This window comes from Bacillus sp. P4_E1, from assembly GCF_056401715.1.
This window is the reverse complement of record NZ_JBFUIV010000027.1, coordinates 13,100-38,009: the sequence shown is the minus strand read 5'-3', so window position 1 is coordinate 38,009 and position 24,910 is coordinate 13,100. Positions and strand designations below refer to the sequence as shown.

General features: G+C 35.7%; 25 protein-coding genes and 2 tRNA genes. All 27 read left to right on the top strand.

What is annotated here, in order from left to right; all coding sequences use genetic code 11:
* Positions 1 to 96: 96 nt before the first annotated feature.
* The 27 genes from rnmV (at position 97) to hpt (ending at position 24,875) form a co-directional block, all read left to right on the top strand.
* On the top strand, positions 97 to 654 hold the full coding sequence (rnmV, locus tag AC1DS7_RS26145; protein ID WP_002029323.1) for a ribonuclease M5: 558 nt from the start codon (positions 97 to 99) through the stop codon (positions 652 to 654).
* A complete protein-coding gene (rsmA, locus tag AC1DS7_RS26140) occupies positions 651 to 1,529 on the top strand; it encodes a 16S rRNA (adenine(1518)-N(6)/adenine(1519)-N(6))-dimethyltransferase RsmA (protein ID WP_002091590.1) in 879 nt (292 codons plus the stop codon). The genes rnmV and rsmA overlap by 4 nt, the downstream gene beginning before the upstream one ends.
* A gap of 117 nt (positions 1,530 to 1,646) precedes the next feature.
* Complete coding sequence (yabG, locus tag AC1DS7_RS26135) at positions 1,647 to 2,510, top strand: sporulation peptidase YabG (RefSeq protein WP_002009651.1); 864 nt, start codon at positions 1,647 to 1,649, stop codon at positions 2,508 to 2,510.
* Positions 2,511 to 2,748: 238 nt separating this feature from the next.
* Positions 2,749 to 3,012 carry a biofilm formation stimulator Veg gene (gene veg, locus AC1DS7_RS26130; RefSeq protein WP_002009653.1) on the top strand — a complete coding sequence of 88 codons (264 nt, stop codon included), beginning with the start codon at positions 2,749 to 2,751 and terminating at the stop codon, positions 3,010 to 3,012.
* A 91-nt stretch (positions 3,013 to 3,103) separates the two neighbouring features.
* The gene (gene sspF, locus AC1DS7_RS26125; protein ID WP_002094215.1) at positions 3,104 to 3,283 is read left to right on the top strand and encodes an acid-soluble spore protein SspF; all 180 of its coding nucleotides are present in this window, start codon (positions 3,104 to 3,106) and stop codon (positions 3,281 to 3,283) included.
* Positions 3,284 to 3,479: 196 nt separating this feature from the next.
* The gene (gene ispE / locus AC1DS7_RS26120) at positions 3,480 to 4,349 is read left to right on the top strand and encodes a 4-(cytidine 5'-diphospho)-2-C-methyl-D-erythritol kinase (RefSeq protein WP_012260164.1); all 870 of its coding nucleotides are present in this window, start codon (positions 3,480 to 3,482) and stop codon (positions 4,347 to 4,349) included.
* A gap of 54 nt (positions 4,350 to 4,403) precedes the next feature.
* Positions 4,404 to 5,252 (top strand): pur operon repressor, encoded by an 849-nt coding sequence (gene purR / locus AC1DS7_RS26115; RefSeq protein ID WP_002091587.1) that lies wholly within the window; start codon positions 4,404 to 4,406, stop codon positions 5,250 to 5,252.
* Between the two features lie 123 nt (positions 5,253 to 5,375).
* Complete coding sequence (locus tag AC1DS7_RS26110) at positions 5,376 to 5,750, top strand: RidA family protein (protein WP_000869819.1); 375 nt, start codon at positions 5,376 to 5,378, stop codon at positions 5,748 to 5,750.
* A gap of 152 nt (positions 5,751 to 5,902) precedes the next feature.
* On the top strand, positions 5,903 to 6,196 hold the full coding sequence (gene spoVG / locus AC1DS7_RS26105) for a septation regulator SpoVG (protein ID WP_000454042.1): 294 nt from the start codon (positions 5,903 to 5,905) through the stop codon (positions 6,194 to 6,196).
* Positions 6,197 to 6,521: 325 nt separating this feature from the next.
* Positions 6,522 to 7,901 (top strand): bifunctional UDP-N-acetylglucosamine diphosphorylase/glucosamine-1-phosphate N-acetyltransferase GlmU, encoded by a 1,380-nt coding sequence (gene glmU, locus AC1DS7_RS26100; protein ID WP_002166365.1) that lies wholly within the window; start codon positions 6,522 to 6,524, stop codon positions 7,899 to 7,901.
* Between the two features lie 18 nt (positions 7,902 to 7,919).
* Positions 7,920 to 8,873, top strand: a complete 954-nt coding sequence (locus AC1DS7_RS26095) for a ribose-phosphate diphosphokinase (RefSeq protein WP_002091580.1) — start codon at positions 7,920 to 7,922, stop codon at positions 8,871 to 8,873.
* A gap of 72 nt (positions 8,874 to 8,945) precedes the next feature.
* Positions 8,946 to 9,506: an aminoacyl-tRNA hydrolase gene (gene pth, locus AC1DS7_RS26090; protein ID WP_002144538.1), complete on the top strand. Its 561-nt coding sequence runs from the start codon at positions 8,946 to 8,948 to the stop codon at positions 9,504 to 9,506.
* Between the two features lie 70 nt (positions 9,507 to 9,576).
* Complete coding sequence (locus AC1DS7_RS26085; protein ID WP_215588662.1) at positions 9,577 to 9,801, top strand: anti-sigma-F factor Fin; 225 nt, start codon at positions 9,577 to 9,579, stop codon at positions 9,799 to 9,801.
* 105 nt (positions 9,802 to 9,906) lie between these two features.
* Positions 9,907 to 13,437 carry a transcription-repair coupling factor gene (gene mfd, locus AC1DS7_RS26080; protein WP_002009668.1) on the top strand — a complete coding sequence of 1,177 codons (3,531 nt, stop codon included), beginning with the start codon at positions 9,907 to 9,909 and terminating at the stop codon, positions 13,435 to 13,437.
* Between the two features lie 135 nt (positions 13,438 to 13,572).
* Positions 13,573 to 14,109, top strand: coding sequence for a stage V sporulation protein T (spoVT, locus tag AC1DS7_RS26075; RefSeq protein WP_002009670.1), 537 nt, complete (start codon positions 13,573 to 13,575; stop codon positions 14,107 to 14,109).
* 231 nt (positions 14,110 to 14,340) lie between these two features.
* On the top strand, positions 14,341 to 15,942 hold the full coding sequence (locus tag AC1DS7_RS26070) for a putative polysaccharide biosynthesis protein (protein WP_476999289.1): 1,602 nt from the start codon (positions 14,341 to 14,343) through the stop codon (positions 15,940 to 15,942).
* Positions 15,943 to 15,954: 12 nt separating this feature from the next.
* A complete protein-coding gene (gene yabN, locus AC1DS7_RS26065) occupies positions 15,955 to 17,415 on the top strand; it encodes a bifunctional methyltransferase/pyrophosphohydrolase YabN (RefSeq protein ID WP_002009675.1) in 1,461 nt (486 codons plus the stop codon).
* A 14-nt stretch (positions 17,416 to 17,429) separates the two neighbouring features.
* On the top strand, positions 17,430 to 17,705 hold the full coding sequence (locus AC1DS7_RS26060) for an RNA-binding S4 domain-containing protein (RefSeq protein ID WP_002009677.1): 276 nt from the start codon (positions 17,430 to 17,432) through the stop codon (positions 17,703 to 17,705).
* Positions 17,706 to 17,763: 58 nt separating this feature from the next.
* Positions 17,764 to 18,072 (top strand): sporulation protein YabP, encoded by a 309-nt coding sequence (gene yabP / locus AC1DS7_RS26055; protein ID WP_001059101.1) that lies wholly within the window; start codon positions 17,764 to 17,766, stop codon positions 18,070 to 18,072.
* A complete protein-coding gene (yabQ, locus tag AC1DS7_RS26050) occupies positions 18,069 to 18,722 on the top strand; it encodes a spore cortex biosynthesis protein YabQ (protein ID WP_002091573.1) in 654 nt (217 codons plus the stop codon). The genes yabP and yabQ overlap by 4 nt, the downstream gene beginning before the upstream one ends.
* Entirely contained in the window at positions 18,719 to 19,078 is a 360-nt protein-coding gene (gene divIC / locus AC1DS7_RS26045; protein WP_002091572.1) for a cell division protein DivIC, read from the top strand. Before yabQ ends, divIC begins: the two co-directional genes overlap by 4 nt.
* An 87-nt stretch (positions 19,079 to 19,165) precedes the next feature.
* A complete protein-coding gene (locus tag AC1DS7_RS26040; protein ID WP_002009683.1) occupies positions 19,166 to 19,651 on the top strand; it encodes a S1 domain-containing RNA-binding protein in 486 nt (161 codons plus the stop codon).
* 159 nt (positions 19,652 to 19,810) lie between these two features.
* Positions 19,811 to 19,884: transfer RNA gene (locus AC1DS7_RS26035), tRNA-Met, on the top strand.
* Positions 19,885 to 19,897: 13 nt separating this feature from the next.
* Positions 19,898 to 19,969, top strand: a tRNA-Glu gene (locus tag AC1DS7_RS26030).
* Positions 19,970 to 20,230: 261 nt separating this feature from the next.
* A complete protein-coding gene (gene spoIIE, locus AC1DS7_RS26025) occupies positions 20,231 to 22,702 on the top strand; it encodes a stage II sporulation protein E (protein ID WP_002091571.1) in 2,472 nt (823 codons plus the stop codon).
* A 203-nt stretch (positions 22,703 to 22,905) separates the two neighbouring features.
* Complete coding sequence (gene tilS / locus AC1DS7_RS26020; protein WP_002107305.1) at positions 22,906 to 24,336, top strand: tRNA lysidine(34) synthetase TilS; 1,431 nt, start codon at positions 22,906 to 22,908, stop codon at positions 24,334 to 24,336.
* A complete protein-coding gene (gene hpt / locus AC1DS7_RS26015) occupies positions 24,333 to 24,875 on the top strand; it encodes a hypoxanthine phosphoribosyltransferase (protein ID WP_002124550.1) in 543 nt (180 codons plus the stop codon). Before tilS ends, hpt begins: the two co-directional genes overlap by 4 nt.
* The last annotated feature ends 35 nt before the right edge of the window (positions 24,876 to 24,910 follow it).

The window sequence follows — 24,910 nt, the reverse complement described above, 5'->3', positions numbered from 1 at the left end:
TCTACTTTTTAAAATGTACGATTGGGAAAATAATAATGGAAAAGTCGTCATTTTTTTGTTTTACTAAGTAGAGATGAAAAGAGTGTGGAGGCAAGCATGAAAATTAAAGAGATTATCGTTGTAGAAGGTAAAGATGATACAGTTGCGATTAAACGTGCTGTTGATGCAGATACAATCGAAACGAACGGTTCAGCAATCGGTGATCACGTTATTGAGCAAGTTAAATTAGCGCAGCAAAAACGAGGCGTTATTATTTTCACAGATCCGGATTATCCTGGAGAGCGTATTCGAAAAATTATTTCTGACAAGGTTCCTGGATGTAAGCATGCTTTTTTAACGAAGGAAGAAGCACTTGCTAAAAGGAAAAAAGGTGTTGGAATCGAACATGCTTCTAATGAGTCGATTCGCCGTGCTTTAGAGAATATACATGAAGAAATGGAAGCTTACACAAGTGAAATTAGTTGGAGTGATCTAGTCGATGCGGGCTTAGTGGGCGGAGAAATGGCAAAGAGTCGCAGAGAAAGAGTGGGTAAGCTATTAAAGATTGGTTATACAAACGCAAAACAGTTACATAAACGTTTACAAATGTTTCAGGTTTCAAAGGAATCATTTGCAGAAGCTTATAAGCAAGTAATACAGGAGGAAAAAAAATGAAGGATATCGCAACACCAAATCGTACGAAAGACATTGTTGAAAAGTATGGATTTTCATTCAAAAAAAGTTTAGGACAAAATTTTTTAATTGATACGAATGTATTAAATCGTATCGTTGATCACGCAGAAATCGGTTCAGAAAGTGGCGCAATTGAAATTGGACCAGGTATCGGTGCGTTAACAGAGCAATTGGCAAAGCGTGCTAAAAAAGTAGTGGCTTTTGAAATTGATCAGAGATTATTACCAATTTTAGACGAGACGTTAGCTCCATATAGCAACGTTACAGTTATAAATAAAGATGTACTAAAAGCAGATGTACATGAAGTGTTTAGTGAGCAATTTGAAGAAGGGCAAGATGTAATGGTAGTAGCTAACTTACCATACTATATTACAACGCCAATTTTATTTAAATTGCTTGAAGAAAAATTACCGGTTCGTGGATTTGTTGTTATGATGCAAAAAGAAGTTGGGGATCGTTTAGCTGCTAAACCAGGAACGAAAGAGTATGGTTCTTTATCAATTGCCATTCAGTATTATACAGAGGTAGAAACAGTTATGACTGTACCGCGTACAGTGTTTGTGCCACAACCAAATGTTGATTCTGCGATTATCCGTCTTCTAAAGCGTCCTAAACCAGTTGTAGAAGTGACAGATGAAACTTTCTTCTTTGAAGTAGTACGAGCAAGTTTCGCACAGCGTCGTAAAACTTTAATGAATAATTTATCAAATAATTTAAATGGTTTCCCGAAAGATAAAGAGCTGTTGGATCGAATTTTGACAGAAGTAGGAATTGATCCGAAGCGAAGAGGCGAAACGCTATCTATCGAAGAGTTTGCAACATTAAGTAATGCATTAATTCTTCATAAATTGTCATAAGAATATGAAAGGGACAGTTCAACTTGAGCTGTCCCTTTTGTCACCTTTCCTTTCCTAAATTCATACTTTAAAAACAGGTAAGATGGCCTAACGAGTTTGGAGTTTGGAGGTAGGAGAATGGATTTACATGTTGGAGAATTAGTTGAACGATATTCTCATAATAGGGATATTCTTTTTCGTATTATAGAAATAAAAGGCGATATGGCAATACTATTTGGAGAGGAAATTAGACTTGTGGCGGATGCACCACTTGCAGATTTAGTTAGTATAGATCAACGAGAACATAAAAATAGAGTGAAGCGTGAAAAAGAAACGATGGAGCGTACTTACCGGTTGTTTCAGCAAGATTACGTGTTGATGAAACAAAGACATGAACATAATTCAACTGGTGGATATACAAGTGAAGTGAATTATTTTCAAATGCCAGGACGTGTATTGCATATAGATGGAGATCCTTTATATTTGCGCAAGTGCTTAGATTTATATAATAAAATAGGCGTTCCTGTTCAAGGTATTCATTGTAAGGAAACGGAGATGCATGAAAAGGTAGTAGACTTAATAGATCATTTTCGCCCAGACATTTTAGTTATTACAGGACATGATGCATATACAAAGTCAAAAGGAGTTATGGGAGATTTAGCAGCATATAGACATTCTAGACATTTTGTACAGGCCGTTCGAGAAGTGCGGAAAAAGTATCCATCGTTAGATCAACTCGTTATTTTTGCTGGGGCTTGTCAATCACACTTTGAGGCGTTGATTCGGGCAGGTGCTAATTTTGCTAGTTCACCGTCTAGAATTAATATTCATGCTCTAGATCCTGTATATGTAGTTGGCAAAATTAGTTTCACTTCATTTATGGAAAGAGTAAATGTATGGGACGTTGTGCGTAATACAATTACTGGCGAAAAGGGACTAGGCGGAATTGAAACAAGAGGGATTTTACGAACGGGATTGCCCTTTCAACATTATGACGAATGAGCAAGGTACATACGTATCTTGCTTTTTTATGTGGAAATGATTTAAATGAGTCTGGATAAAAAGCGGCAAGAACGTGCAGACTATACAATGATACTTTTAGAATATAGTATTTCTTCTATCTATTTGAACGCATGATGCTTTTATAATGATATTGTCTGTGAATTGCGGTTAATAATTGGGATAGATATATCGTGTTTTAAGTGTTCAATCTAAATTACAGCGAGGTGTAGCAAAGTATATGTCAAAACGTTTAGATGAAATTAAAAGCGAATTAGATCACCATCTTGGACAGCGACTTATGTTAAAGGCAAATAGTGGGAGAAGAAAAACTGTGGAGCAATCAGGTGTACTTGCAGAAACGTATCGTTCTGTGTTTGTTGTACAATTAGACCAGCAAGAAGATGCATTGCAACGTGTATCTTATAGTTATGCAGATGTTTTAACAGAGACAGTAGAGCTAACATTTTACGATGAATCTCAAAATGAAGTATTTTATAATTAATGTATTTTTCGTTACATATATTCCCATAAATGAAAAGCTATATTATTTTGCATACTAATTATACCGTAGCAAAATAAGGAGGGACTCTGCATTGAGTAGACGAAGAGGAGTCATGTCAAATCAATTTAAAGAAGAGCTTGCAAAAGAGCTTGGATTTTATGATGTTGTTCAGAAAGAAGGATGGGGCGGAATTCGTGCGAAAGATGCTGGTAATATGGTGAAACGTGCTATAGAAATTGCAGAACAGCAATTAATGAAACGAAACCAGTAGTTGTAAGATACTTTCTATGCTACGGTAGCCGAGGAGAGATTCCTCGGCTTTTTGCACGCTAAAAGGTGCCATCATTTGACATAAGTAGTTTCATTCTGAATGCTTTTCGATATAATTAGGGAAGTGTCATCGTCTTACTATAAATTTATGGTAAAATAAACGATAAAAGATTGAGTACATAGAGTGGGTGAATAGATTGAAGCTACTAGTGAAAGCACCAGCAAAGATTAATCTGTCGTTAGATGTACTGGGAAAAAGACAAGATGGATATCATGAAGTGAAAATGATTATGACAACAATCGACTTGGCAGATCGTTTAGAGCTAACGGAATTAGCAGAAGACCGTATTGAAATTTTGTCCCATAATCGGTATGTCCCAGACGACCAACGCAATTTAGCTTATCAAGCAGCGAAATTATTAAAAGTGAAGTTTAATGTAAAAAAAGGTGTGTCTATTACTATTGAAAAAACGATTCCAGTAGCCGCTGGATTAGCAGGTGGAAGTAGTGATGCAGCAGCGACATTACGTGGCCTTAATAAGTTATGGAATTTAGGGCTAACAATCGATGAATTAGCAAAGCTTGGCGCAGAAATTGGATCAGATGTATCGTTCTGTGTATATGGTGGAACTGCTATTGCCACTGGAAGAGGAGAAGAAATTGAACATATAAAGACTCCGCCTTCTTGTTGGGTTGTTTTAGCAAAGCCCCACATTGGTGTATCTACTGCTGACGTGTACGGAAATTTAAAATTAAATCGTGTTACTCATCCAAATGTAGATAAAATGGTTGAAGTCATTAACCATGGCGATTATAAAGGAATTTGTGATACTGTTGGTAACGTTTTAGAAGATGTGACGTTTGCGATGCATCCCGAGGTTGCACGTATTAAATCACAGATGAAACGCTTTGGGGCAGATGCCGTATTAATGAGTGGAAGTGGCCCAACTGTATTTGGTCTTGTACACCATGATTCGCGAATGCACCGCATATATAACGGGTTAAAAGGATTTTGCGAGCAAGTATATGCAGTGCGTTTATTAGGAGAGCGAGAAACGCTTGAATAAAGACGTATAATACGTTATGATTTGTTTAGAATATTCGTGATTTGGGGTGAGAGTATGAAAATTAGACGAAGTACAAGATTGGTCGATCTGACGTATTACTTGTTACAAAATCCTCGTCAGCTAGTTTCTCTCACTTTTTTTGCTGAAAGGTATCAATCGGCTAAATCTTCCATTAGTGAAGATTTAGTTATTATTAAGCAAACGTTTGAACAACAAGGTGTCGGCACATTGCAAACGGTACCAGGAGCAGCAGGAGGAGTGAAATATATTCCTTATATAAGTGAAGAAGAGGCAAATCTGATTATTAACGAGCTTTGTAGCTTATTTGAAAACCCAGACCGTATTTTGCCTGGCGGTTACTTATATATGACGGATCTTTTAAGTAATCCTCGCCAGATTAATGGCGCAGGTCGTTTATTTGCTTCTGTTTTTGCTAGGCAACCAATTGATGCGGTTATGACGGTAGCGACAAAAGGAATTCCGCTTGCTTATGCAGTAGCGAACTACTTAGATGTACCGGTAGTAATTGCGAGAAAAGATAATAAGGTAACAGAAGGACCCACTGTTAGTATTAACTATGTATCAGGTTCCTCTAAGCGAATCCAAACGATGACTTTAGCAAAGCGTAGCCTTCCAGAAGGGTCCAATGTTTTAATTATTGATGACTTTATGAAAGCTGGCGGAACCATTCAAGGTATGATGAGCATGCTAGAAGAGTTTAAAGCTAATGTTGTTGGGATTGGCGTATTAGTAGAGTCTACGGATATTGAAGAAAGACTTATTAATAACTTTGTATCATTAATTCGTCTGTCAGAAGTTGATGTGAAAGAAAAAGCGATTCAAGTGGAAAAGGGGAATTATGCACTTGCACCATTTGATAAAGGGCTTGTAGAGGCTGAGTAAAAAGGTAAAGCAGATAGCTTTACCTTTTTTTATTCCTATTTATAAATTACAAAATAGATGGACAAACTGCCTTTGGTACACTATTTTTAAAGAGTAAAAATAAATAATAAAAGGGTGAAAAGTATGAAAGTTGTTCAAACAAGCAAAGCACCACAGGCAATCGGACCATATTCACAAGGGATTATTGTAAATAATATGTTCTATAGTTCAGGACAAATTCCGTTAACGGCAAGTGGAGAACTTGTAACAGGAGATGTAACAGTACAAACAGAGCAAGTATTTGAAAATTTACAAGCGGTATTAGCAGAAGCAGGTGCTTCATTTGATACAGTGGTAAAAACAACAGTATTCTTGAAGGATATGGATGATTTTAATGCTGTTAATGAAGTATACGGTTCTTATTTCTCTACTCATAAACCAGCGCGTTCTTGTGTACAAGTAGCAAAATTACCGAAAGATGTTTCTGTTGAAATCGAAGTAATTGCCCTAGTTAAGTAACTCTTTGTAAGCGATAACCTCTGCTAATCCTTATATTCAACTACAATAAAAATTTTTATCTTAAAAATTTTTAAAAAATTAAAGGAAAAATAGAAATTTTGTGGAATTTATACAAATATATCGCTTATTTAGAAAAGGGTGGTGAACACAAGATGGAAGTGACTGACGTAAGATTACGCCGCGTAAACACAGAAGGCCGCATGAGAGCAATTGCCTCTATTACTCTAGACCATGAATTTGTTGTTCATGATATTCGTGTAATTGATGGTAATAATGGATTATTTGTAGCAATGCCAAGTAAACGTACTCCAGATGGAGAATTCCGTGACATTGCACATCCAATTAATTCTAATACACGCTCTAAAATTCAAGATGCGGTTTTAACAGAGTATCATCGTTTAGGCGAGTTAGAAGAGGTTGAGTTTGAAGAAGCAGGCGCTTCGTAAAATTCGAATGAAAAGGGCTTTTGAAAGAAAGTCTTATAATTTTGTAGCAAACTCCTGTAAGCATTTACAGGAGTTTGTTTTTTTTTTGAATAATACACGTTTCTAATTATAAAAATTCATATTTTGAAAAAATAAAGATGAAAAACTTCTAATTTTTTCAAAATCATTTAAAATAGTATAGCTTATTCCTTAAAAAAGATACTAAAGAGTAAAACATCTTATAAGAATTATGGTAAAATTTAATAGTTATAATGTGTTTCTTGAAATATATGATGATTTAGGATAATATCGTTAATGGATAAATAGGTTGCGATGGAGGGTCTATATGTCAAACAGATTTGCAGTGATTCTAGCTGCAGGTAAAGGCACACGTATGAAGTCCAAGCTATACAAAGTGCTGCATCCTGTATGTGGAAAACCAATGGTACAACATGTAGTCAATGAAGTATCTCAATTAGGATTGCAGAAACTTGTAACAGTCGTTGGACATGGTGCTGAAAAGGTACAAGAACAGCTAGGAAACGTAAGTGAGTTTGCATTACAAGCAGAACAACTTGGTACAGCTCATGCTGTTGATCAAGCTGCAAGTGTACTTGCAAATGAAGAGGGAACAACTTTAGTTATTTGTGGTGATACACCTCTAATAACTGCTGAAACGATGGAAGCATTGCTTCAGCAACACGAAGAAGCGGGAGCAATGGCGACGGTACTAACAGCGTACATAGAAGAGCCTGCTGGATATGGCCGTATCGTTCGTAATGAGAATGGTCATGTTGAAAAGATTGTTGAGCATAAGGATGCAAATGAAAAAGAATTAGCTATTAAAGAAATCAATACAGGTACGTATTGTTTTGATAATAAAGCTTTATTTGCTTCACTTTCTAAAGTTTCAAATGATAATGTACAGGGCGAATATTACCTTCCGGACGTTATTGAAATTTTAAAAAATGAAGGTCATATTGTATCAGCTTATCAAACAGAGCACTTCGATGAAACGTTAGGTGTTAACGACAGAGTCGCTCTATCGCAAGCGGAAATTATTATGAAAAATCGTATCAACAGAAAGAACATGGTAAATGGTGTTACAATTATTGATCCAAGTAACACATACATTTCTGCGGATGCAGTTATTGGTAGTGATACAGTTCTTCACCCAGGAACGGTTATTGAGGGGAACACTGTAATTGGTTCTGATTGTGAAATTGGACCGCATACAGTAATTCGCGATAGTGAAATTGGAGATCGTACGGTAATTCGTCAATCTACTGTACATGACAGCAAACTTGGTACAGAAGTATCAGTTGGTCCATTTGCACATATTCGCCCAGATTCAGTTATTGGAGATGAAGTGCGCGTTGGAAACTTCGTAGAAATCAAAAAAACTGTTTTTGGTAATAGAAGTAAAGCTTCACACTTAAGTTATATCGGGGATGCACAAGTTGGAGAAGACGTGAATCTTGGTTGTGGTTCAATTACGGTGAACTACGACGGCAAGAATAAATTTAAAACTGTAATTGGTAACGGGGTATTTATTGGATGTAATTCAAACCTTGTTGCGCCTGTAACAGTTGAAGATGGTGCTTATGTGGCAGCAGGCTCTACAATAACAGAGAATGTTCCATCAAAAGCATTATCAGTAGCACGTGCACGTCAAGTTAACAAAGAAGACTATGTTGATCAATTGCTGAATAAGAAAAAATCATAATGTGGAGGGTTAATCTAGATGTCGACTCAATATCTAAATTCTAATTTGAAAGTATTCTCTTTAAACTCTAATAAGGAACTTGCTGAGCAAATCGCAAAGCATATTGGAGTAGGACTAGGAAAATGTTCTGTTGATCGTTTTAGTGATGGAGAAGTTCAAATTAACATTGAAGAAAGTATCCGTGGTTGCGATGTATTCATTATTCAATCTACAAGCTTCCCAGTAAACGAACATATCATGGAATTACTTATTATGATTGATGCATTAAAACGTGCATCTGCAAAAACAATTAATATTGTTATTCCTTACTATGGTTATGCGCGTCAAGACCGTAAAGCGCGTTCTCGTGAACCAATTACATCGAAACTTGTAGCAAACTTGCTTGAAACAGCAGGTGCAACTCGTGTAATCACTCTAGATTTACATGCTCCGCAAATTCAAGGATTCTTTGATATCCCGATCGACCACTTAATGGGTGTACCGATTCTTTCAGACTACTTTGAAGCAAAAGGCCTTAAAGATATCGTAATCGTATCTCCCGATCACGGTGGTGTAACTCGTGCTAGAAAAATGGCAGATCGCCTAAAAGCGCCAATCGCTATTATTGATAAGCGTCGTCCTCGTCCGAATGTATCTGAGGTAATGAACATTATCGGTAACATCGAAGGCAAAACAGCAATTTTAATTGATGACATCATTGATACAGCTGGTACAATTACATTAGCGGCAAACGCTCTTGTTGAGAACGGTGCTTCTGAAGTATATGCTTGCTGTACACACCCAGTATTATCTGGTCCAGCAATTGAGCGTATTCAAAATTCGAATATTAAAGAGTTAGTTGTAACGAACTCTATCGTATTACCAGAAGAGAAGAAAATTGATAAAGTACATGAACTTTCAGTTGCTCCATTAATCGGAGAAGCAATCATTCGTGTATACGAAGAAGAATCTGTAAGTGTATTATTCAATTAATTGGATAGAATGAGACGTAACCAAGCTTGGTTACGTCTTTTCGTATCGAAAAAAGAAAGTAGTGGTACAAGAATGAAATTAATAGTAGGACTTGGGAACCCAGGTAGAGAATATGAATTAACAAGGCATAATATTGGATTTATGGCAATCGATGAACTTGCAAAACGTTGGAGTATTTCTTTGAATGAACAAAAGTTTAAAGGGGTATTTGGCGCAGGTTTTGTTAATGGGGAAAAAGTAATCTTACTAAAGCCACTTACATATATGAATTTATCTGGGGAAAGTATCCGTCCACTCATGGATTATTATAAAATTGATGTCGAGGACTTCATTGTTATGTACGATGATTTAGATATTCCTGTAGGTAAATTACGCCTTCGCATGAAAGGTAGTGCGGGTGGACATAATGGTGTGAAATCAACAATTTCACATTTAGGAACACAAGAATTTCAACGTATCCGCATGGGAATTGATCGTCCGAAAAATGGGATGAAAGTAGTGGATTACGTATTAGGACGTTTTACATCTGAAGAAATATCTGGTGTTAATCAATCCATTGAAAATGCAGCAGATGCATGTGAGGAATGGTTAAATAAACCTTTTCTCCAAATCATGAATACTTTTAATAGTTAAGCGCACAATCTGGAATATTTTATTTTGTTTTATCCCATACTAGTAGCAATTGGATATTTAGGAGGCTAGTATGGAAGGTTATTATTACTGTAGACATTGTGGAAGTAATGTGGGCTCCATTATCGCAGAAAAAGTATATAGCGACGTTTTGTTTCAACTAACAGAGCAAGAAGTAGTGGATATGATTCATTTTCATGAGAATGGAAATATATATATAAAAACGATTTGTGAATCGTGTCAAGAAACGCTCGAATCTTATCCTGAGTATTATGAATATGAAAAATTTCTGCAATAAAATGTTGTCGCTTTGGCATGTCCAAAGCATTTTTCTGTTTTCTTTTTCCAAAATATTTGCATAAAATATAGTAACTTGCTCTTTATGTTGAGAGGAGTTTTGAAAATGATAGGTTTATTAGAGCAATTTTATAAAAATGAAGAAATACAATCGGTTATTAATGGGCTAGAAGATGGGTTGAAAGAACAACTTGTATCGGGTATGGCAACATCCTCTCGTTCATTATTAATGGCAGCTTTATATAAAAAGACAAAGCAATCACAACTTATCGTGACGCACAATTTATACCAAGCACAAAAAGTACATGAAGATTTAGTGGCGTTACTTGGTGAAAAAGATGTTTGGCTATATCCGGTAAATGAATTGATAGCATCGGAGGTTGGTGTTGCAAGTCCAGAATTGAAGGCACAGCGTATTGAAGTGTTAAATCGCTTAGCTGCAGGAGAGAATGGGATTATTGTAGCGCCAGTTGCAGGGCTGCGTAGGTTTTTACCAATAAAAGAATTATGGAAGCAAAGGCAAATTGAAATCAATCTAGGGCAAGAGATTGATTTAGATGCACTCTTGCATACCTTACATCATATTGGTTATGAGCGTAAGTCAATGGTAGAAGCTCCAGGAGATTTTAGTTTGCGCGGGGGAATATTAGATATTTACCCATTAACTGAAGAATTACCATTTCGTATTGAATTCTTTGATACACAGGTTGATTCTATTCGATTGTTTGATGTGGAAGAACAGCGCTCTCAAGATAAAAGGGAAAGTGTTCGGTTTGGTCCGGCAACAGAGTTTTTATTTTCACAGGAAGAATTGAAATCGGGAATTAAGCATCTTGAAGAAGGTTTGACTAAGACGATGCAAAAGCTTTCCGATGATAAATTAAAGACTACTGTGCTTGAGACGGTTAGTCATGAACTTGAAATGTTGAAAAACGGGCAAAGTATAGAACAAATGTTTAAATATTTATCTATTTTCTATAAAGAACCTGCTAGTCTGATAGATTATTTACCAGAAAATGGTGTTGTAATTTTAGATGAGATTTCCCGTATTCAAGAAACAGCATCACATCTTGAAACAGAAGAAGCGGAATGGTATATCTCACTTCTTGGCGAAGGAACAATTATTCAGGATTTATCTTTCTCCCACTCGTTTGAGGAGTTTCTTCATAATAAAAAAAGAAGTTTTGTATATTTAACGTTATTCTTACGCCATATAGCACACACACATCCTCAAAATATTGTGAATGTGACATGTAAAACGATGCAAGATTTCCACGGACAGATGCATTTGTTAAAAACTGAAATTGATAGATGGAATGAAGGTAATTTTACGACCGTTGTGCTTGGAACAGATGATGAACGTGTAAAAAAACTACAACATATTTTAAGTGATTATGATATTGATGCAGACATTGTAGAGGCGACAGATATCTTATTGCCTGGAAGGTTACAAATTGCTGTAGGTGATTTACATGCAGGCTTTGAAATGCCAATGCAAAAGTTTGTTGTCATTACTGAAAAGGAGCTTTTTCATAAGAAGGTTAAAAAATCACAACGTAAGCAAAAGTTATCTAACGCTGAACGTATTAAAAGTTATTCGGAATTAAAAGTTGGAGACCATGTAGTTCATGTAAATCATGGTATAGGTAAATTTTTAGGTATTGAGACATTAGAGATTAATGGTGTTCATAAAGATTATTTAAATATTAAATATCAAGGTAATGATAAGTTATACGTTCCAATTGAACAAATTGATCAAGTGCAAAAATACGTAGGGTCTGAAGGTAAGGAACCAAAAGTTTATAAATTAGGCGGAAATGATTGGAAGAAGGTCAAAACGAAAGTTGAAAAATCTGTACAAGACATTGCAGATGACCTAATTAAATTATATGCCGAGCGTGAAGCTTCGAAAGGTTATGCATATACACCAGATACGGCAGAGCAACAAGAGTTTGAATCTTTATTCCCATATCAAGAGACAGAGGATCAATTACGTTCTATTGAAGAGATTAAGAAAGATATGGAACGCGGACGTCCGATGGATAGGCTTCTTTGTGGTGACGTAGGATATGGAAAGACTGAAGTAGCTATTCGTGCGGCATTTAAAGCAATTATGGATGAAAAACAAGTTGCGATTTTAGTACCAACAACAATCCTTGCACAACAACACTATGAAACAATTCGAGAGCGTTTTCAAGATTATCCGATTAATATAGGGTTACTAAGTAGATTCCGTACACGAAAACAACAAAATGAAACGATTAAAGGTTTAAAAGATGGAACGGTGGATATTGTAATCGGAACGCATCGTATTTTATCTAAAGATGTTACTTATAAAGATTTAGGACTTCTTATTATTGATGAAGAACAAAGATTCGGCGTTACACATAAAGAAAAAATTAAACAATTGAAAGCAAATGTTGACGTGTTAACATTAACGGCAACTCCGATTCCACGTACACTTCATATGTCTATGCTTGGTGTGCGCGATTTATCTGTTATTGAGACACCACCAGAGAATCGTTTCCCAGTACAAACATATGTAGTAGAGTATAATCCAGCGTTAATGCGAGAAGCGATAGAGCGAGAGTTAGCAAGAGGCGGTCAAATTTACTTCCTATATAACCGTGTGGAGGATATTGAAAGAAAAGCAGATGAAATTTCGATGTTAGTTCCAGATGCTCGTGTAACATACGCACATGGGAAAATGAATGAAGGTGAATTAGAGTCTGTTATGCTATCGTTTTTAGAAGGGCAGCATGATGTTCTTGTAAGTACGACAATTATTGAGACGGGTGTAGATATTCCGAATGTAAATACATTAATTGTATTTGATGCAGATCGTATGGGATTATCGCAGTTGTATCAGCTTCGTGGTCGTGTTGGGCGTTCTAATCGCGTCGCGTATGCATACTTTGCATACAAACGTGATAAAGTGTTATCGGAAGTTGCAGAGAGGCGTCTGCAAGCGATTAAAGAGTTTACAGAGCTTGGATCTGGTTTCAAAATTGCGATGAGAGACTTATCAATTCGTGGTGCGGGTAATTTGTTAGGGGCAGAACAACATGGATTTATTGATTCTGTCGGATTTGATCTATATTCTCAAATGTTAAAAGATGCAATTGAGCAACGTAGAGGAACAGACGGAGTTGAAAATACCGTTAATGTTGAAATTGATTTAGAAGTAGATGCATATTTACCGGATGCGTACATTTCAGATAGTAAACAAAAAATTATGATGTATAAACAATTTAGAGGTATTTCTGCAATTGAGGATATTGAAGAGCTGCAGGAAGAGATGATCGACAGATTTGGTGATTATCCACAAGAAGTTGGTTATTTATTACAAATTGCAAACATTAAAGTGTTGGCAATGAAAGAACAAATTGAGTTAATTAAGCAAAATAAATTTGAAGTAACATTCCTGTTTTCTGAACAAGCGAGCCAAAATATAGATGGTGGAAAATTATTCATGCTAGGAAGTAGTTTTGGCCGTATGATCGGTCTTGGTATGGAGGGGTCACAATTGAAAATTGTGATGAAAACGAATGGATTAGAGACGTCGAAATGGTTAACAATTGCTGAAAATTTATTAAAAGGCTTGCCAGATGTAAAAAAAGAAGTAATAAATGCCTAATATAAGATAAAAAATACAATTCGACGTGCATAGAAGAACTAATGTGTAAAATACTATGTTTAATAGTTGGTGATTTTTACATGAACAGGTAAATTCACCACTTTGATCATCAGTAGAAAGTGAGGCAGCATTAGAATGAAAGCAACTGGAATCGTACGTCGAATTGATGATTTAGGCAGGGTAGTAATTCCGAAGGAAATTCGTAGAACTTTACGTATTCGTGAGGGAGATCCACTAGAAATATTTGTTGATCGCGATGGAGAAGTGATTTTGAAAAAATATTCTCCAATTAGTGAACTAGGTAATTTTGCAAAGGAATATACGGAAGCTTTATACGATAGCTTAGGACATAATGTGCTTGTATGCGATCGTGATTCTATTATCGCAGTAGCAGGCGCATCTAAAAAAGAATACTTAAATAAAAGTGTTGGCGATTTAATTGAGAAGACAATGGAAGAGCGTAAGTCTGTAATTATGACAGATGAAAGCGAAATTTCAATTATTGATGGAGTAACAGAAAAAGTGAGCTCTTATACAATTGGCTCGATTATTGCAAATGGAGATCCAATCGGAGCTGTCGTTATCTTCTCTAAAGAGGCTATTATAAGTGAAGTAGAGCATAAATCAGTAAATACAGCTGCAAGCTTTTTAGCGAAACAAATGGAGCAGTAGCAAAGTGTAATTTCTATAAGTAGCAATCTTTCCTAATTATGATATTTCTATTTGAGAAATTAACTACTTGGAGATATAAGTATATTGAACGAAGGTAGCGCTTTGCTACCTTTTTTCATTGAATATTTTTGCTGTTGAAAGAAGTCAGTGAATGTAAGGAATATGAAGGAGAGCCAGTTTTTCTTTGTGATATAATACGAGGGGTGAGAATAGAAAAAGGAGTTTTCTTGTATGGAAGCGAAGAAGTACCAAGCCTTTTGGCGTGGGGCTATTATATTAACAATCGCAAGTTTTGTTACGAAGGTATTAAGCGCTTTTTACCGTATTCCATATCAAAATATAGCGGGTGATGTTGGTTTTTATATTTACCAACAAATTTATCCGTTTTATGGATTTTGTTTGATTTTAGCTACTTATGGGTTTCCCATTATTATTTCAAAAATGGTCGCAGAAAGATTAGAACGAGGAAAACAAAAAGAAGCAGAAGAAATTATTTGTGTATCTTTTTGGTTTTTATTAGGAATTGGATTTATAGGGTTTTTCACATTATTCTTTGGGGCCGAAACAATTGCATCGGTTATGGGCGATATACATTTAGATAAATTATTACGTGTTATTTCGTTTTCATTCCTACTAATGCCATTTTTATCTGTAGCGAGAGGATATTTTCAAGGTTTCAATAATATGATGCCGACGGCTGTTTCGCAAGTAATTGAACAAACGATTCGTGTTTCTATTATTGTATTTTTATCAATATTCCTTATTGCTCATGGATTTGATTTATATACAGTTGGTGCGGGTGCCATGCTAGGTTCAATTGCAGGCGGGCTTATTGGGATTATCGTACTTTTACTTTATATGCGTCATGATTTCCATGCTATTTTCTTCAAAGGATGGAAGGGAATTAGAAATAAAAAAGGGATTGTTCGAATCCTTTTTTGGCAGGGATTAGCGATTTGTGTTAGTAATTTAGTCCTTATTTTTATACAAATGGCGGATTCTATTTCCTTGTATACTTTGCTTATTCGTGCGGGAGAGCAAGTTGAAAATGCAAAGGTACTAAAAGGTGTTTATGATAGAAGTATCCCACTTATGCAATTAGGTACTGTTGTGACAACTTCTTTCTCATTGTCACTTATTCCTATTATTACAGCGGCGAAAGAAAGAGGAGATCTTTCATTTATTCAAGAAAAGGTAAAGTTAGCAATGAAAATAACATTTGTTATTGGATCTGCAGCTGCTATTGGATTAACTTGTATTATTCAACCTACAAATATTATGTTGTTTGAAAATAGTGATGGATCAGATGTGTTATCGATTTTATCTTTATCTATTTTATTTAGTTCATTGTCAATTACAACTGCTTCCATTTTGCAAGGAGTAGGACAAACATTAAAACCAGCAATATTCGTTGTATTTGGAGGCTGTTTGAAGTTAGTTTTAAACTATATATTAATGCCGTATTTTGGTGTAAAGGGAGCTGCAATTGCAACTTTAGTTGCGCTTATTGTAATTGCCTTGCTAAATAGTGTGTTACTTATGCGAGCTGTATCGGAGCCGCTTATTGATAGGCGGAATATGTTAGGTGTAGCTATTAGTGGTATCGGTATGGGGTTTGTATTAATAATCTTTATGCGTATGTTGCGAATGTCCGGATTAGTAATTGATACAGGACATAGAGGAATTGCGACGCTTGAAGCGCTGTTAGGTGTAGCTATCGGTGGATTAGCATATATGTTTTTAATTTTAAAATTTCGTGTATTTACAAAAGAAGAATTAGGAACCGTTATGAAACAAGAGAAAAAAGAAGGTTCATTGAAGAAGAGTGGATAGAGGTGACTGGTTGTGAGTGGAATCATTACTATTTTAGGATTAGGTGCTGGTGAGTTAGATCAGTTAACAATGGGTGTATATCGAAAGATAAAAGAAGCAGACCATATGTTTGTTAGAACGAAGGAACACCCAGTTATAGAAGAATTGGAGAAAGAAGCTATAAAGTATACGGCCTTTGATAATGTATATGAGGCACATGATACATTTGAAATCGTATATGAAACAATTGCGAATACATTGTTAGAACAAGCTAAAGGCGCAGAAATTATTTATGCTGTTCCAGGTCATCCGCTTGTAGCAGAAAGAACAGTTCAGCTACTTTTGGAAAAAGGAGAAGCAGCAAATATTGAAGTGCGAATTGAAGGTGGACAAAGTTTCCTTGATCCGATGTTTGCAAGTCTAAAAATTGATCCGATTGAAGGGTTCCAATTAATTGATGCTACATCATTTGAAAGAGGACAATTAGAATTACGTCAACATTTAATCTTTTGCCAAGTGTATGATGCATTCGTTGCTTCAGATGTGAAGCTAACGTTAATGGAGATTTTGCCAGATGATTACGAAGTGTATATCGTAACAGCTGCAGGGACTTCATTCGAGCAAGTGAAAAAGGTATCGTTATACATGTTAGATCACGAAACAGAATTAAATAATTTAACGAGTGTGTATGTACCGCCGGTTAAGGAACGTGCGTCCTTATATCAGCAGTTTGATGTGCTTAGAGCAATTATTGCTGATCTTCGTGGACCGAATGGTTGCCCATGGGATAAAAAGCAAACTCATCAATCTTTAAAGAAATACTTAATTGAAGAAGCGTATGAAGTGCTAGAAGCAATTGATGAAGAGGATGATGATCATTTAGTAGAAGAACTAGGTGATATATTATTACAAGTTATGCTTCATGCCCAAATTGGAGAGGATGAAGGTTGGTTCTCTATAGATGATATTATTCGGACTTTAGCTGAGAAAATGGTTCGTCGTCATCCGCATGTGTTTGGGGATACGGATGTAAATAATGCTGATGAAGTGATTGCAAATTGGGAAGAAATTAAAAAACAAGAAAAGGGATTCGTGAAAGAATCTGTTTTAGCGGGTATTCCAAAAAGCTTGCCACAACTAATGCGTGCTTATGAAATTCAGAAGAAAGCTGGAAAGGTTGGATTTGATTGGGTTGATGTGCAGCCGATGATAGAGAAGGCCTTAGAAGAATGGCAAGAATTCCAACAAGAAGTTGTAAACATGGATGAGAAAAAGATGCTAGGTGAATTTGGTGATTTACTATTTGCATTTGTGAATATAGCTCGTCATTATAAATTAGATCCAGAAGAAGCGTTACGTTCAACTAATGAGAAATTTATGGATCGCTTTTTATACATGGAAGCAAAAGTAGCTGAAATGAATAAGGAAATGCAAGATTTATCATTAGAACAGTTAGATATTTTATGGGAAGAGGCAAAACAAACAGAGCGTTAATAGGGGGATTTGATATGCGTCTAGATAAATTTTTGAAAGTATCACGTTTAATTAAAAGAAGAACATTAGCAAAAGAAGTGTCTGACCAAGGAAGAATTTCGATTAATGGCCAAGTGGCAAAAGCGAGTTCAGATGTGAAGGTAGAGGATGAATTAACAATTCGTTTCGGGCAAAAAATAGTAACTGTGAAAGTAAATGAATTGAAAGAAACAACTAAAAAAGAAGATGCAGCAAACATGTATAGTCTCGTTCGTGAGGAAAAAGTGAAAGCGGAAGAAGGCTTGTTCTAAAATAGGTTAGCCCTTCATACATTACTATTAGCTAGTATAAAGCTATGGGGGGATTTTCGTGAATAATGGTTACTCACCTATGTCTTCTAATCAACAAAATGTTTCTGTAGAGCATGATATTATCATGCGTGGCAGGCGTGTAATCGACATTACTGGTGTAAAGCAAGTAGAGAGTTTTGATAGCGAAGAGTTTTTACTCGAGACTGTAATGGGTTTTTTAACAATTCGTGGTCAAAATTTGCAAATGAAGAATTTAGATGTAGAAAAGGGTGTTGTATCAATTAAAGGGAAAGTTCATGAAATGCTGTATATTGATGAGAACCAAGGGGAGAAAACTAAAGGCTTCTTTAGTAAGCTGTTTAAATGAGCCTAACAATTCAGTTGTATACAATGCTTTCGATGATTGGAATGGGTGCTTGGATTGGTGCTTCTTTAGATACATACCAACGGTTTTTAAAACGCCAAGAGCGTAAACGTTGGCTTGTATTTATACATGATATACTATTTTGGATTGTCCAAGCATTATTCGTTTTTTATGTATTACTGCGTGTAAATGAAGCCGAACTACGTATATATGTATTTTTGGCGTTACTATGTGGTTTTGCAGCATATCAAAGCTTATTGAAAGCACTATACATGAAGATGTTAAATTTTCTCATCTATATTTTTGTACAAACAACACAATTTTTTGTTCGAATTATACAGCTACTCATGATAAAACCTGTTATTATTATAGCACAGCTATTTATTGCATTTATATTATTCTTATTTCGTATACTGCTTTCAATTGGACATGTGTTATGGAAAATGGTGATTTGGATATTACTTTTCATATGGAAAGTTTTTTTCTCGCCTGTTCGGTTTATTGCTTCGCTCATATGGAAACTTCTCCCTAATCGTGTTAAACTTTTTATAATGAAGCATGTAGGGTTCCTGCAATATGTAGCAAAATTGAAGGGACATATCTTCCAATTATGGGTGCGTATAAAAAAGAAGTTAGGGGGACCTCGGAAATGAGGGAACTGAGACAAAGAACAATCGACAAACAGAGTCCAAATCCTGTTAAAGAACATATAATACAAACGGATGAGAACAGGAAGCGACTTTATCGCCGTTTAGCGGTTTTTCTTGTCTTTGCTTTTACAATTATTGCTAGTATTAGTGTGACGTTTTATCAACAAAACAGTTCCATTAAAGCAAAAGAAGCAAAAGTTAAGGACATGAAAAAAGAACTGGATTCATTAACGAAAAAAGAAAAGAATCTAAAAGATGAAGTTCAAAAGTTGAATGATGAAGAGTACGTTTTAAAGATTGCTAGAAGGGATTATTTCTTCTCCGGAAAAGGGGAGATAATTTTTCCTGTTTCTAAGTAGAGTATGTCTTATTGACACTGTATTTTAGGATTATATATAATAAAGTAAAATTTGACTTTTTAACCACTAAGGAGGAGCATTTTTTTTATGTCAATCGAGGTAGGCAGCAAGTTACAGGGTAAAGTAACAGGTATTACAAATTTTGGGGCTTTTGTGGAGCTGCCAGAAGGCTTAACAGGTCTTGTTCATATTAGTGAAGTTGCTGATAATTATGTGAAAGATATTAACGATCACTTAAAAGTAGGCGACCAAGTAGAAGTAAAAGTTATCAATGTTGAAAAAGATGGCAAAATTGGCCTATCTATTAAGAAAGCGAAAGAACGTGAAAAAACAGAAGGAGATCGTCCACGCGGTGAATACCAACGTGGTGGTGATCAACAACGTTCTGGACGTCCACAACGTAATAATCGTTCTTCCAACAGAGATAACCGCGGTGGCGGTAACGAACGAGCTCCAAAAGAAACATTTGAGCAAAAGATGGCACGCTTTTTAAAAGATAGTGAAGATCGTTTAACTTCTTTAAAGCGTAACACAGAATCTAAACGTGGTGGCCGTGGCGCACGTCGCGGATAATAAGTCCGTTTAATTCTTAACATATAGAGAGGTACCCAGAGTAATTACTCGGGTACTTTTTTATGTGAGAGAATATATTTTTAAAAAAATTTTTGAGATGTATTGACTTTAAAATATATCTGATGTAATATACTAATTGTCCGTTAAATACGACGACATGGCGGTGTAGCTCAGCTGGCTAGAGCGTACGGTTCATACCCGTGAGGTCGGGGGTTCGATCCCCTCCGCCGCTATATTTAATTTAACGGCCCGTTGGTCAAGTGGTTAAGACACCGCCCTTTCACGGCGGTAACACGGGTTCGAATCCCGTACGGGTCATCTAAAAAGATCATGCAAATTTGCATGGTCTTTTTTTGTTGAATATAAATTAAGACGTACAATACTTCTACAAAATCACCCTATATTTTCTGAACATTCTTTCAACTCACTTTAAATAAATCAAATACTATGTATATATGTAGATTTATTTCGAATAAAAAGTCGAACGATTATAAAAGTCAAAACTGTTGTTTTGACAAAAAAACCAATAATCATCTTTTATAATAACAGTAATTAAACTATGCAGGTGGTGTTAAAAATATGCCTAAAGCAGGAAGGAATACTATGAATACAAGTGCATTGGCGATGAATGAAAGTCAGCTTGGAACAATAAAGTGGACGAGTAAGTTGCGAATGAAGTTTGAAAAGGTTTTCTTTAGATGGGGATTCATTATTGCTGTTATTGGTTTTCTTTTGGGACGAGCATATATATTAACAAACATTTTACCGTTTGCATTGCCGTTTTTTGCTGCTGTTTATGTTATGAAGCGAGATAAAATGCCGCTCGCGTTCTTAGCCCTAATGGGGGGAGCACTTTCAGTTTCAATAGATAATTTATTTTTTACTTTTGCATCTATCTTTACCTTCTTTATTTATAATATCTTCTTTAGTCGGTTTACACGTAAAACTGTTGGACTTGTACCATTCCAAGTATTTATCTCCGCATTAACCGCACATTTAGTTGTTGTATATTTTGCACAGCAAACCGTCACCATGTATGATCTGCTCGTCAGTACGATCGAAGCGGGGCTTAGCTTCGTATTAACGATGATATTTTTACAAAGTGTTCCGCTTTTAGTGGAAAGGAAAGGGAAGCAACAAGCGTTAGAAACAGAAGAAATTGTTTGTTTAATTATATTACTAGCATCTGTTTTAACGGGCACAACAGATTGGTTTGTTTATGATGCTTCTATTCAACATATTTTCACTAGATATTTAGTATTAGTATTTGCCTTTATTGCAGGGGCAGCTACAGGGTCCACGGTAGGAGTTGTCACTGGGTTAATATTAAGTTTAGCAAATGTGGCGAGCTTGTCTCAACTTAGTCTCCTTGCCTTTTCAGGATTGCTTGGGGGATTGTTAAAAGAAGGGAAGCGTATAGGAGTTAGTTTAGGTTTATTAATTGGTACAAGCTTAATTACATTATATGTAGACAAGCAAACAAGTATTGTAACAACTTTAATTGAATCTGGTGTAGCGATTGTTTTCTTCTTATTAACACCGAAGCTTGTTATGGATCGTATTGCTAAATTTATGCCGGGTACACAGGAACATTCACAGGATCAACAACAATATTTAAGAAGAGTGCGCGATGTTACAGCAAACAAAATCAATCAATTTGCTAATGTATTTGCTGCTTTGTCTAATAGCTTTTCTGTATACGGGTATGTGGAGGAGGAAGATAAAGAAACAGAAGCTGATTTATTTTTAAGTACAATTACTGCAAAAACATGTCAAACATGCTTTAAGAAGGATCAATGTTGGGTAGTTAATTTTGATAAAACATACGATTATATGAAACAAATAATGAGTGAAACAGAAGAAGGAACGCTGCAGCATAATCGGAAGTTAGTTCGTGAATGGGACAAGCATTGTGTGAGAGGGAAGAAAGTAACGGATTTAGTAGCAGGTGAATTAGATCACTTCTATGAGGGGCAGAAATTAAGAAAACAAATGAAGGAAAATCGTAGAATTGTAGCGGAGCAATTACTGGGTGTATCAAAAGTGATGGAGGATTTCGCTAAGGAGATACAACGAGAAAGAGAGAACCATCAAGCGCAGGAGGAGCAAATTTTACAAGCGTTTCGTGATTTTGGTGTCGAAGTGGAGCATGTTGATATTTATTGTTTAGATAGAGGAAGTATTGATATTGAAATGTTGATTCCGGCTGCATCTAATGAACATGGGGAATGTGAGAAGTTGGTTGCTCCAATGCTTTCAGATATTTTAAAAGAGAATATCGTCGTTAAGCATGAAGAGAAATCCTCATATCCAAATGGGCACAGTTTAATATCATTTGGTTCAGCGAAGACGTATTCTCTTGATACAGGATTGGCCACAGCTGCAAAAGGTGGTGGGTTTATTTCAGGTGATTCCTACGCGATGATGGATTTGAGCGTTGGTAAATATGCACTTGCGATTAGTGATGGTATGGGAAATGGACAAAGGGCTCATATGGAGAGTAGGGAAACGGTAAAATTATTACAAAAGATACTTCAATCAGGTATTGATGAAGAAATAGCGATTAAGTCCATCAATTCGATTCTTTCTTTAAGGACGACAGAGGAGATGTATACAACGCTTGACTTGGCTATGGTAGATTTAAGAGATGCGAGTGCGAAGTTTTTAAAGATTGGATCGACGCCGAGTTTTGTTAAACGCGGAAATAATATTTTGAAAATTGAGGCAAGTAATTTACCGATGGGAATCATTGAAGATGTTGAAGTTGATGTGGTTGGTGAGCAATTAAAAACGGGTGATCTTCTTATCATGATGAGTGACGGCATCTTTGAGGGAGCGCAACATGTGGAGAATCACGAATTATGGATAAAACGTAAAATTAAAGAACTACAAACAGAGGACCCACAGGAAATCGCTGATATTATTATGGAAGAAGTAATTCGCTCTGGTGATGGTTATATAAATGATGATATGACTATTGTGGTGGCGAAAGTAAAGAAAAATATGCCGAAGTGGGCTACGATTCCAATAGTAGGAATGCAGGCGCAATAAAATAATCAAAAAACCTAGGTAGATGCCTAGGTTTTTTTGATTAAAAAGGTAATGTGATTACTTTGTTAAATATACAGGAGGGATGTAAGATAAAAATATGGATTTTGTACATCTTTTTTTTGCACAATGTTTGTAAAAGTTGTACCATTATATACAAGGTAACTAATGTTGTTGTTCTTGTTTAATGAAAGGTGATTGCGAAGTTGAAAGATGCATTTGTTGAAAAAGTAGATGACTTTGTAAAGCAGCATGATGTATTAAAGAAACATTCAACAATTGTTGTAGGGGTTTCTGGTGGTCCTGACTCTTTGGCTCTTTTATATTATTTGTTAGAAAAAAGGGCAGAAAAACAGCTAGAAATTGTAGTAGCACATGTAGACCATATGTTTAGAGGTAATGAATCTTATGAGGATTTACAGTTTGTACAGGGTCTTTGCAAAGAGCTAGGAGTTATTTGTGAAACGCTAAGGATTAATGTGTCGCAATATCAACAGCAATATGGAATGAATGCACAAGTTGCAGCTAGAGAATGCAGATATGCATTTTTGGAAAGAATAATGAAGAAATATGATGCGAGATATGTAGCTCTTGGTCACCATGGAGATGATCAAGTAGAGACGATTTTAATGCGCCTTGTACGAGGGAGTACTCCGAAAGGATACGCAGGAATTGCAGTGAAGCGATCTTTTCATAATGGATATTTAATTAGGCCGTTACTTGGGGTAACTAAGGAAGAAATTGTTGATTACTGTAATAAATTAAAAGTTATTCCGCGTATAGATCCGAGTAATAAAAAAGAAGTATATACAAGGAATCGATTACGTAAATATGTCCTTCCTTATTTGAAAGAAGAAAATCCACAAATGCATGAGAAATTTCAAAAATTTAGCGTGCAGATGCAAGAGGATGAGGCTTATTTGCAGGAATTAGCTTTTGAGAAAATGAATAAAGTAATTACAAAAAAAAGCGATAAACAAATTAGCTTATCAATTCCTGCCTTTGAATCCATGTCTATGCCTTTACAAAGAAGAGGGATTCAACTAATATTAAACTATCTTTATGAATATAAGATTCCATCTTCGCTTTCTTCTATACATATTGACAAGGTGATTGAATTTTTTAAGCGGGCACAACCTTCAGGTTCACTAGATTTTCCAGGTGGTTTGAAAATTGTTCGCACATACGAAGAATGTGGTTTTGGATTTAAACAAGAAATTGTTTCTCCTTTTTCGCAAGATTTATCAGTACCTGGGACAATTATATTGCCGAATGGGGATAAACTTGTAACAGAGGTGAGCGAAGATATACCGAGTAACATGAATGAAACAGTATTTGTTGCTAAGTATAATGATATATCGTATCCACTTCGTATTCGGTCTAGGGAAAATGGAGATCGCATGTCAATGCAAGGTATGGATGGTACAAAAAAGATAAAAGCTGTTTTTATCGAAGCAAAAGTACCAAAAGAAAAAAGAGAAGAATGGCCGATCGTTTGTGACGCAAGTGGAAATATTATTTGGGTACCCTTGTTGAAACGATCTGCGTTTGCTACTTCGAAAGAGCTAGCAAAGAAGGGTAAATACATGATTATTCACTACAAAAGCAAGGAGTCTTCCGGGAGGATAATGAAATGATGAATCAAGATATCGAAAAAGTATTAATTTCTGAAGAACAAATACAAGAAAAGGTGCACGAACTAGGTGCAGTAATTGCAGAGGATTACAAAAATACAGTACCTCTTGCGATTGGTGTACTAAAGGGTGCAATGCCATTTATGGCAGATTTATTAAAGAGAACAGATACATATCTTGAAATGGATTTTATGGCTGTATCTAGCTACGGTCACTCTACAGTTTCGACAGGCGAAGTAAAAATCTTAAAAGATCTTGATACTTCGGTAGAAGGTCGCGATATTTTAATCGTTGAAGATATTATTGATAGCGGTCTTACACTAAGCTATTTAGTGGATCTGTTTAAATATCGTAAAGCGAAATCTGTAAAAATTGTTACTTTATTAGATAAGCCAACAGGCCGTAAGGTTGATCTGAAAGCAGATTATGTTGGATTTACTGTTCCTCATGAATTTGTTGTAGGATATGGATTAGATTATAAAGAGCAGTACCGTAATCTTCCTTATGTAGGAGTATTAAAACCAAGTGTTTACTCAAATTAATTAAATATAGGCGTTACAATTGTATAGGAAATTTT

What these genes read in the sequence shown, in the direction of transcription:
- rnmV (WP_002029323.1), top strand. Translation starts at nt 97, where the DNA reads ATGAAAATTAAAGAGATTATCGTTGTAGAAGGTAAAGATGATACAGTT.
- rsmA (WP_002091590.1), top strand. Translation starts at nt 651, where the DNA reads ATGAAGGATATCGCAACACCAAATCGTACGAAAGACATTGTTGAAAAG.
- yabG (WP_002009651.1), top strand. Translation starts at nt 1,647, where the DNA reads ATGGATTTACATGTTGGAGAATTAGTTGAACGATATTCTCATAATAGG.
- veg (WP_002009653.1), top strand. Translation starts at nt 2,749, where the DNA reads ATGTCAAAACGTTTAGATGAAATTAAAAGCGAATTAGATCACCATCTT.
- purR (WP_002091587.1), top strand. Translation starts at nt 4,404, where the DNA reads ATGAAAATTAGACGAAGTACAAGATTGGTCGATCTGACGTATTACTTG.
- AC1DS7_RS26110 (WP_000869819.1), top strand. Translation starts at nt 5,376, where the DNA reads ATGAAAGTTGTTCAAACAAGCAAAGCACCACAGGCAATCGGACCATAT.
- spoVG (WP_000454042.1), top strand. Translation starts at nt 5,903, where the DNA reads ATGGAAGTGACTGACGTAAGATTACGCCGCGTAAACACAGAAGGCCGC.
- glmU (WP_002166365.1), top strand. Translation starts at nt 6,522, where the DNA reads ATGTCAAACAGATTTGCAGTGATTCTAGCTGCAGGTAAAGGCACACGT.
- AC1DS7_RS26095 (WP_002091580.1), top strand. Translation starts at nt 7,920, where the DNA reads ATGTCGACTCAATATCTAAATTCTAATTTGAAAGTATTCTCTTTAAAC.
- pth (WP_002144538.1), top strand. Translation starts at nt 8,946, where the DNA reads ATGAAATTAATAGTAGGACTTGGGAACCCAGGTAGAGAATATGAATTA.
- AC1DS7_RS26085 (WP_215588662.1), top strand. Translation starts at nt 9,577, where the DNA reads ATGGAAGGTTATTATTACTGTAGACATTGTGGAAGTAATGTGGGCTCC.
- mfd (WP_002009668.1), top strand. Translation starts at nt 9,907, where the DNA reads ATGATAGGTTTATTAGAGCAATTTTATAAAAATGAAGAAATACAATCG.
- spoVT (WP_002009670.1), top strand. Translation starts at nt 13,573, where the DNA reads ATGAAAGCAACTGGAATCGTACGTCGAATTGATGATTTAGGCAGGGTA.
- AC1DS7_RS26070 (WP_476999289.1), top strand. Translation starts at nt 14,341, where the DNA reads ATGGAAGCGAAGAAGTACCAAGCCTTTTGGCGTGGGGCTATTATATTA.
- AC1DS7_RS26060 (WP_002009677.1), top strand. Translation starts at nt 17,430, where the DNA reads ATGCGTCTAGATAAATTTTTGAAAGTATCACGTTTAATTAAAAGAAGA.
- yabQ (WP_002091573.1), top strand. Translation starts at nt 18,069, where the DNA reads ATGAGCCTAACAATTCAGTTGTATACAATGCTTTCGATGATTGGAATG.
- divIC (WP_002091572.1), top strand. Translation starts at nt 18,719, where the DNA reads ATGAGGGAACTGAGACAAAGAACAATCGACAAACAGAGTCCAAATCCT.
- AC1DS7_RS26040 (WP_002009683.1), top strand. Translation starts at nt 19,166, where the DNA reads ATGTCAATCGAGGTAGGCAGCAAGTTACAGGGTAAAGTAACAGGTATT.
- spoIIE (WP_002091571.1), top strand. Translation starts at nt 20,231, where the DNA reads ATGCCTAAAGCAGGAAGGAATACTATGAATACAAGTGCATTGGCGATG.
- hpt (WP_002124550.1), top strand. Translation starts at nt 24,333, where the DNA reads ATGATGAATCAAGATATCGAAAAAGTATTAATTTCTGAAGAACAAATA.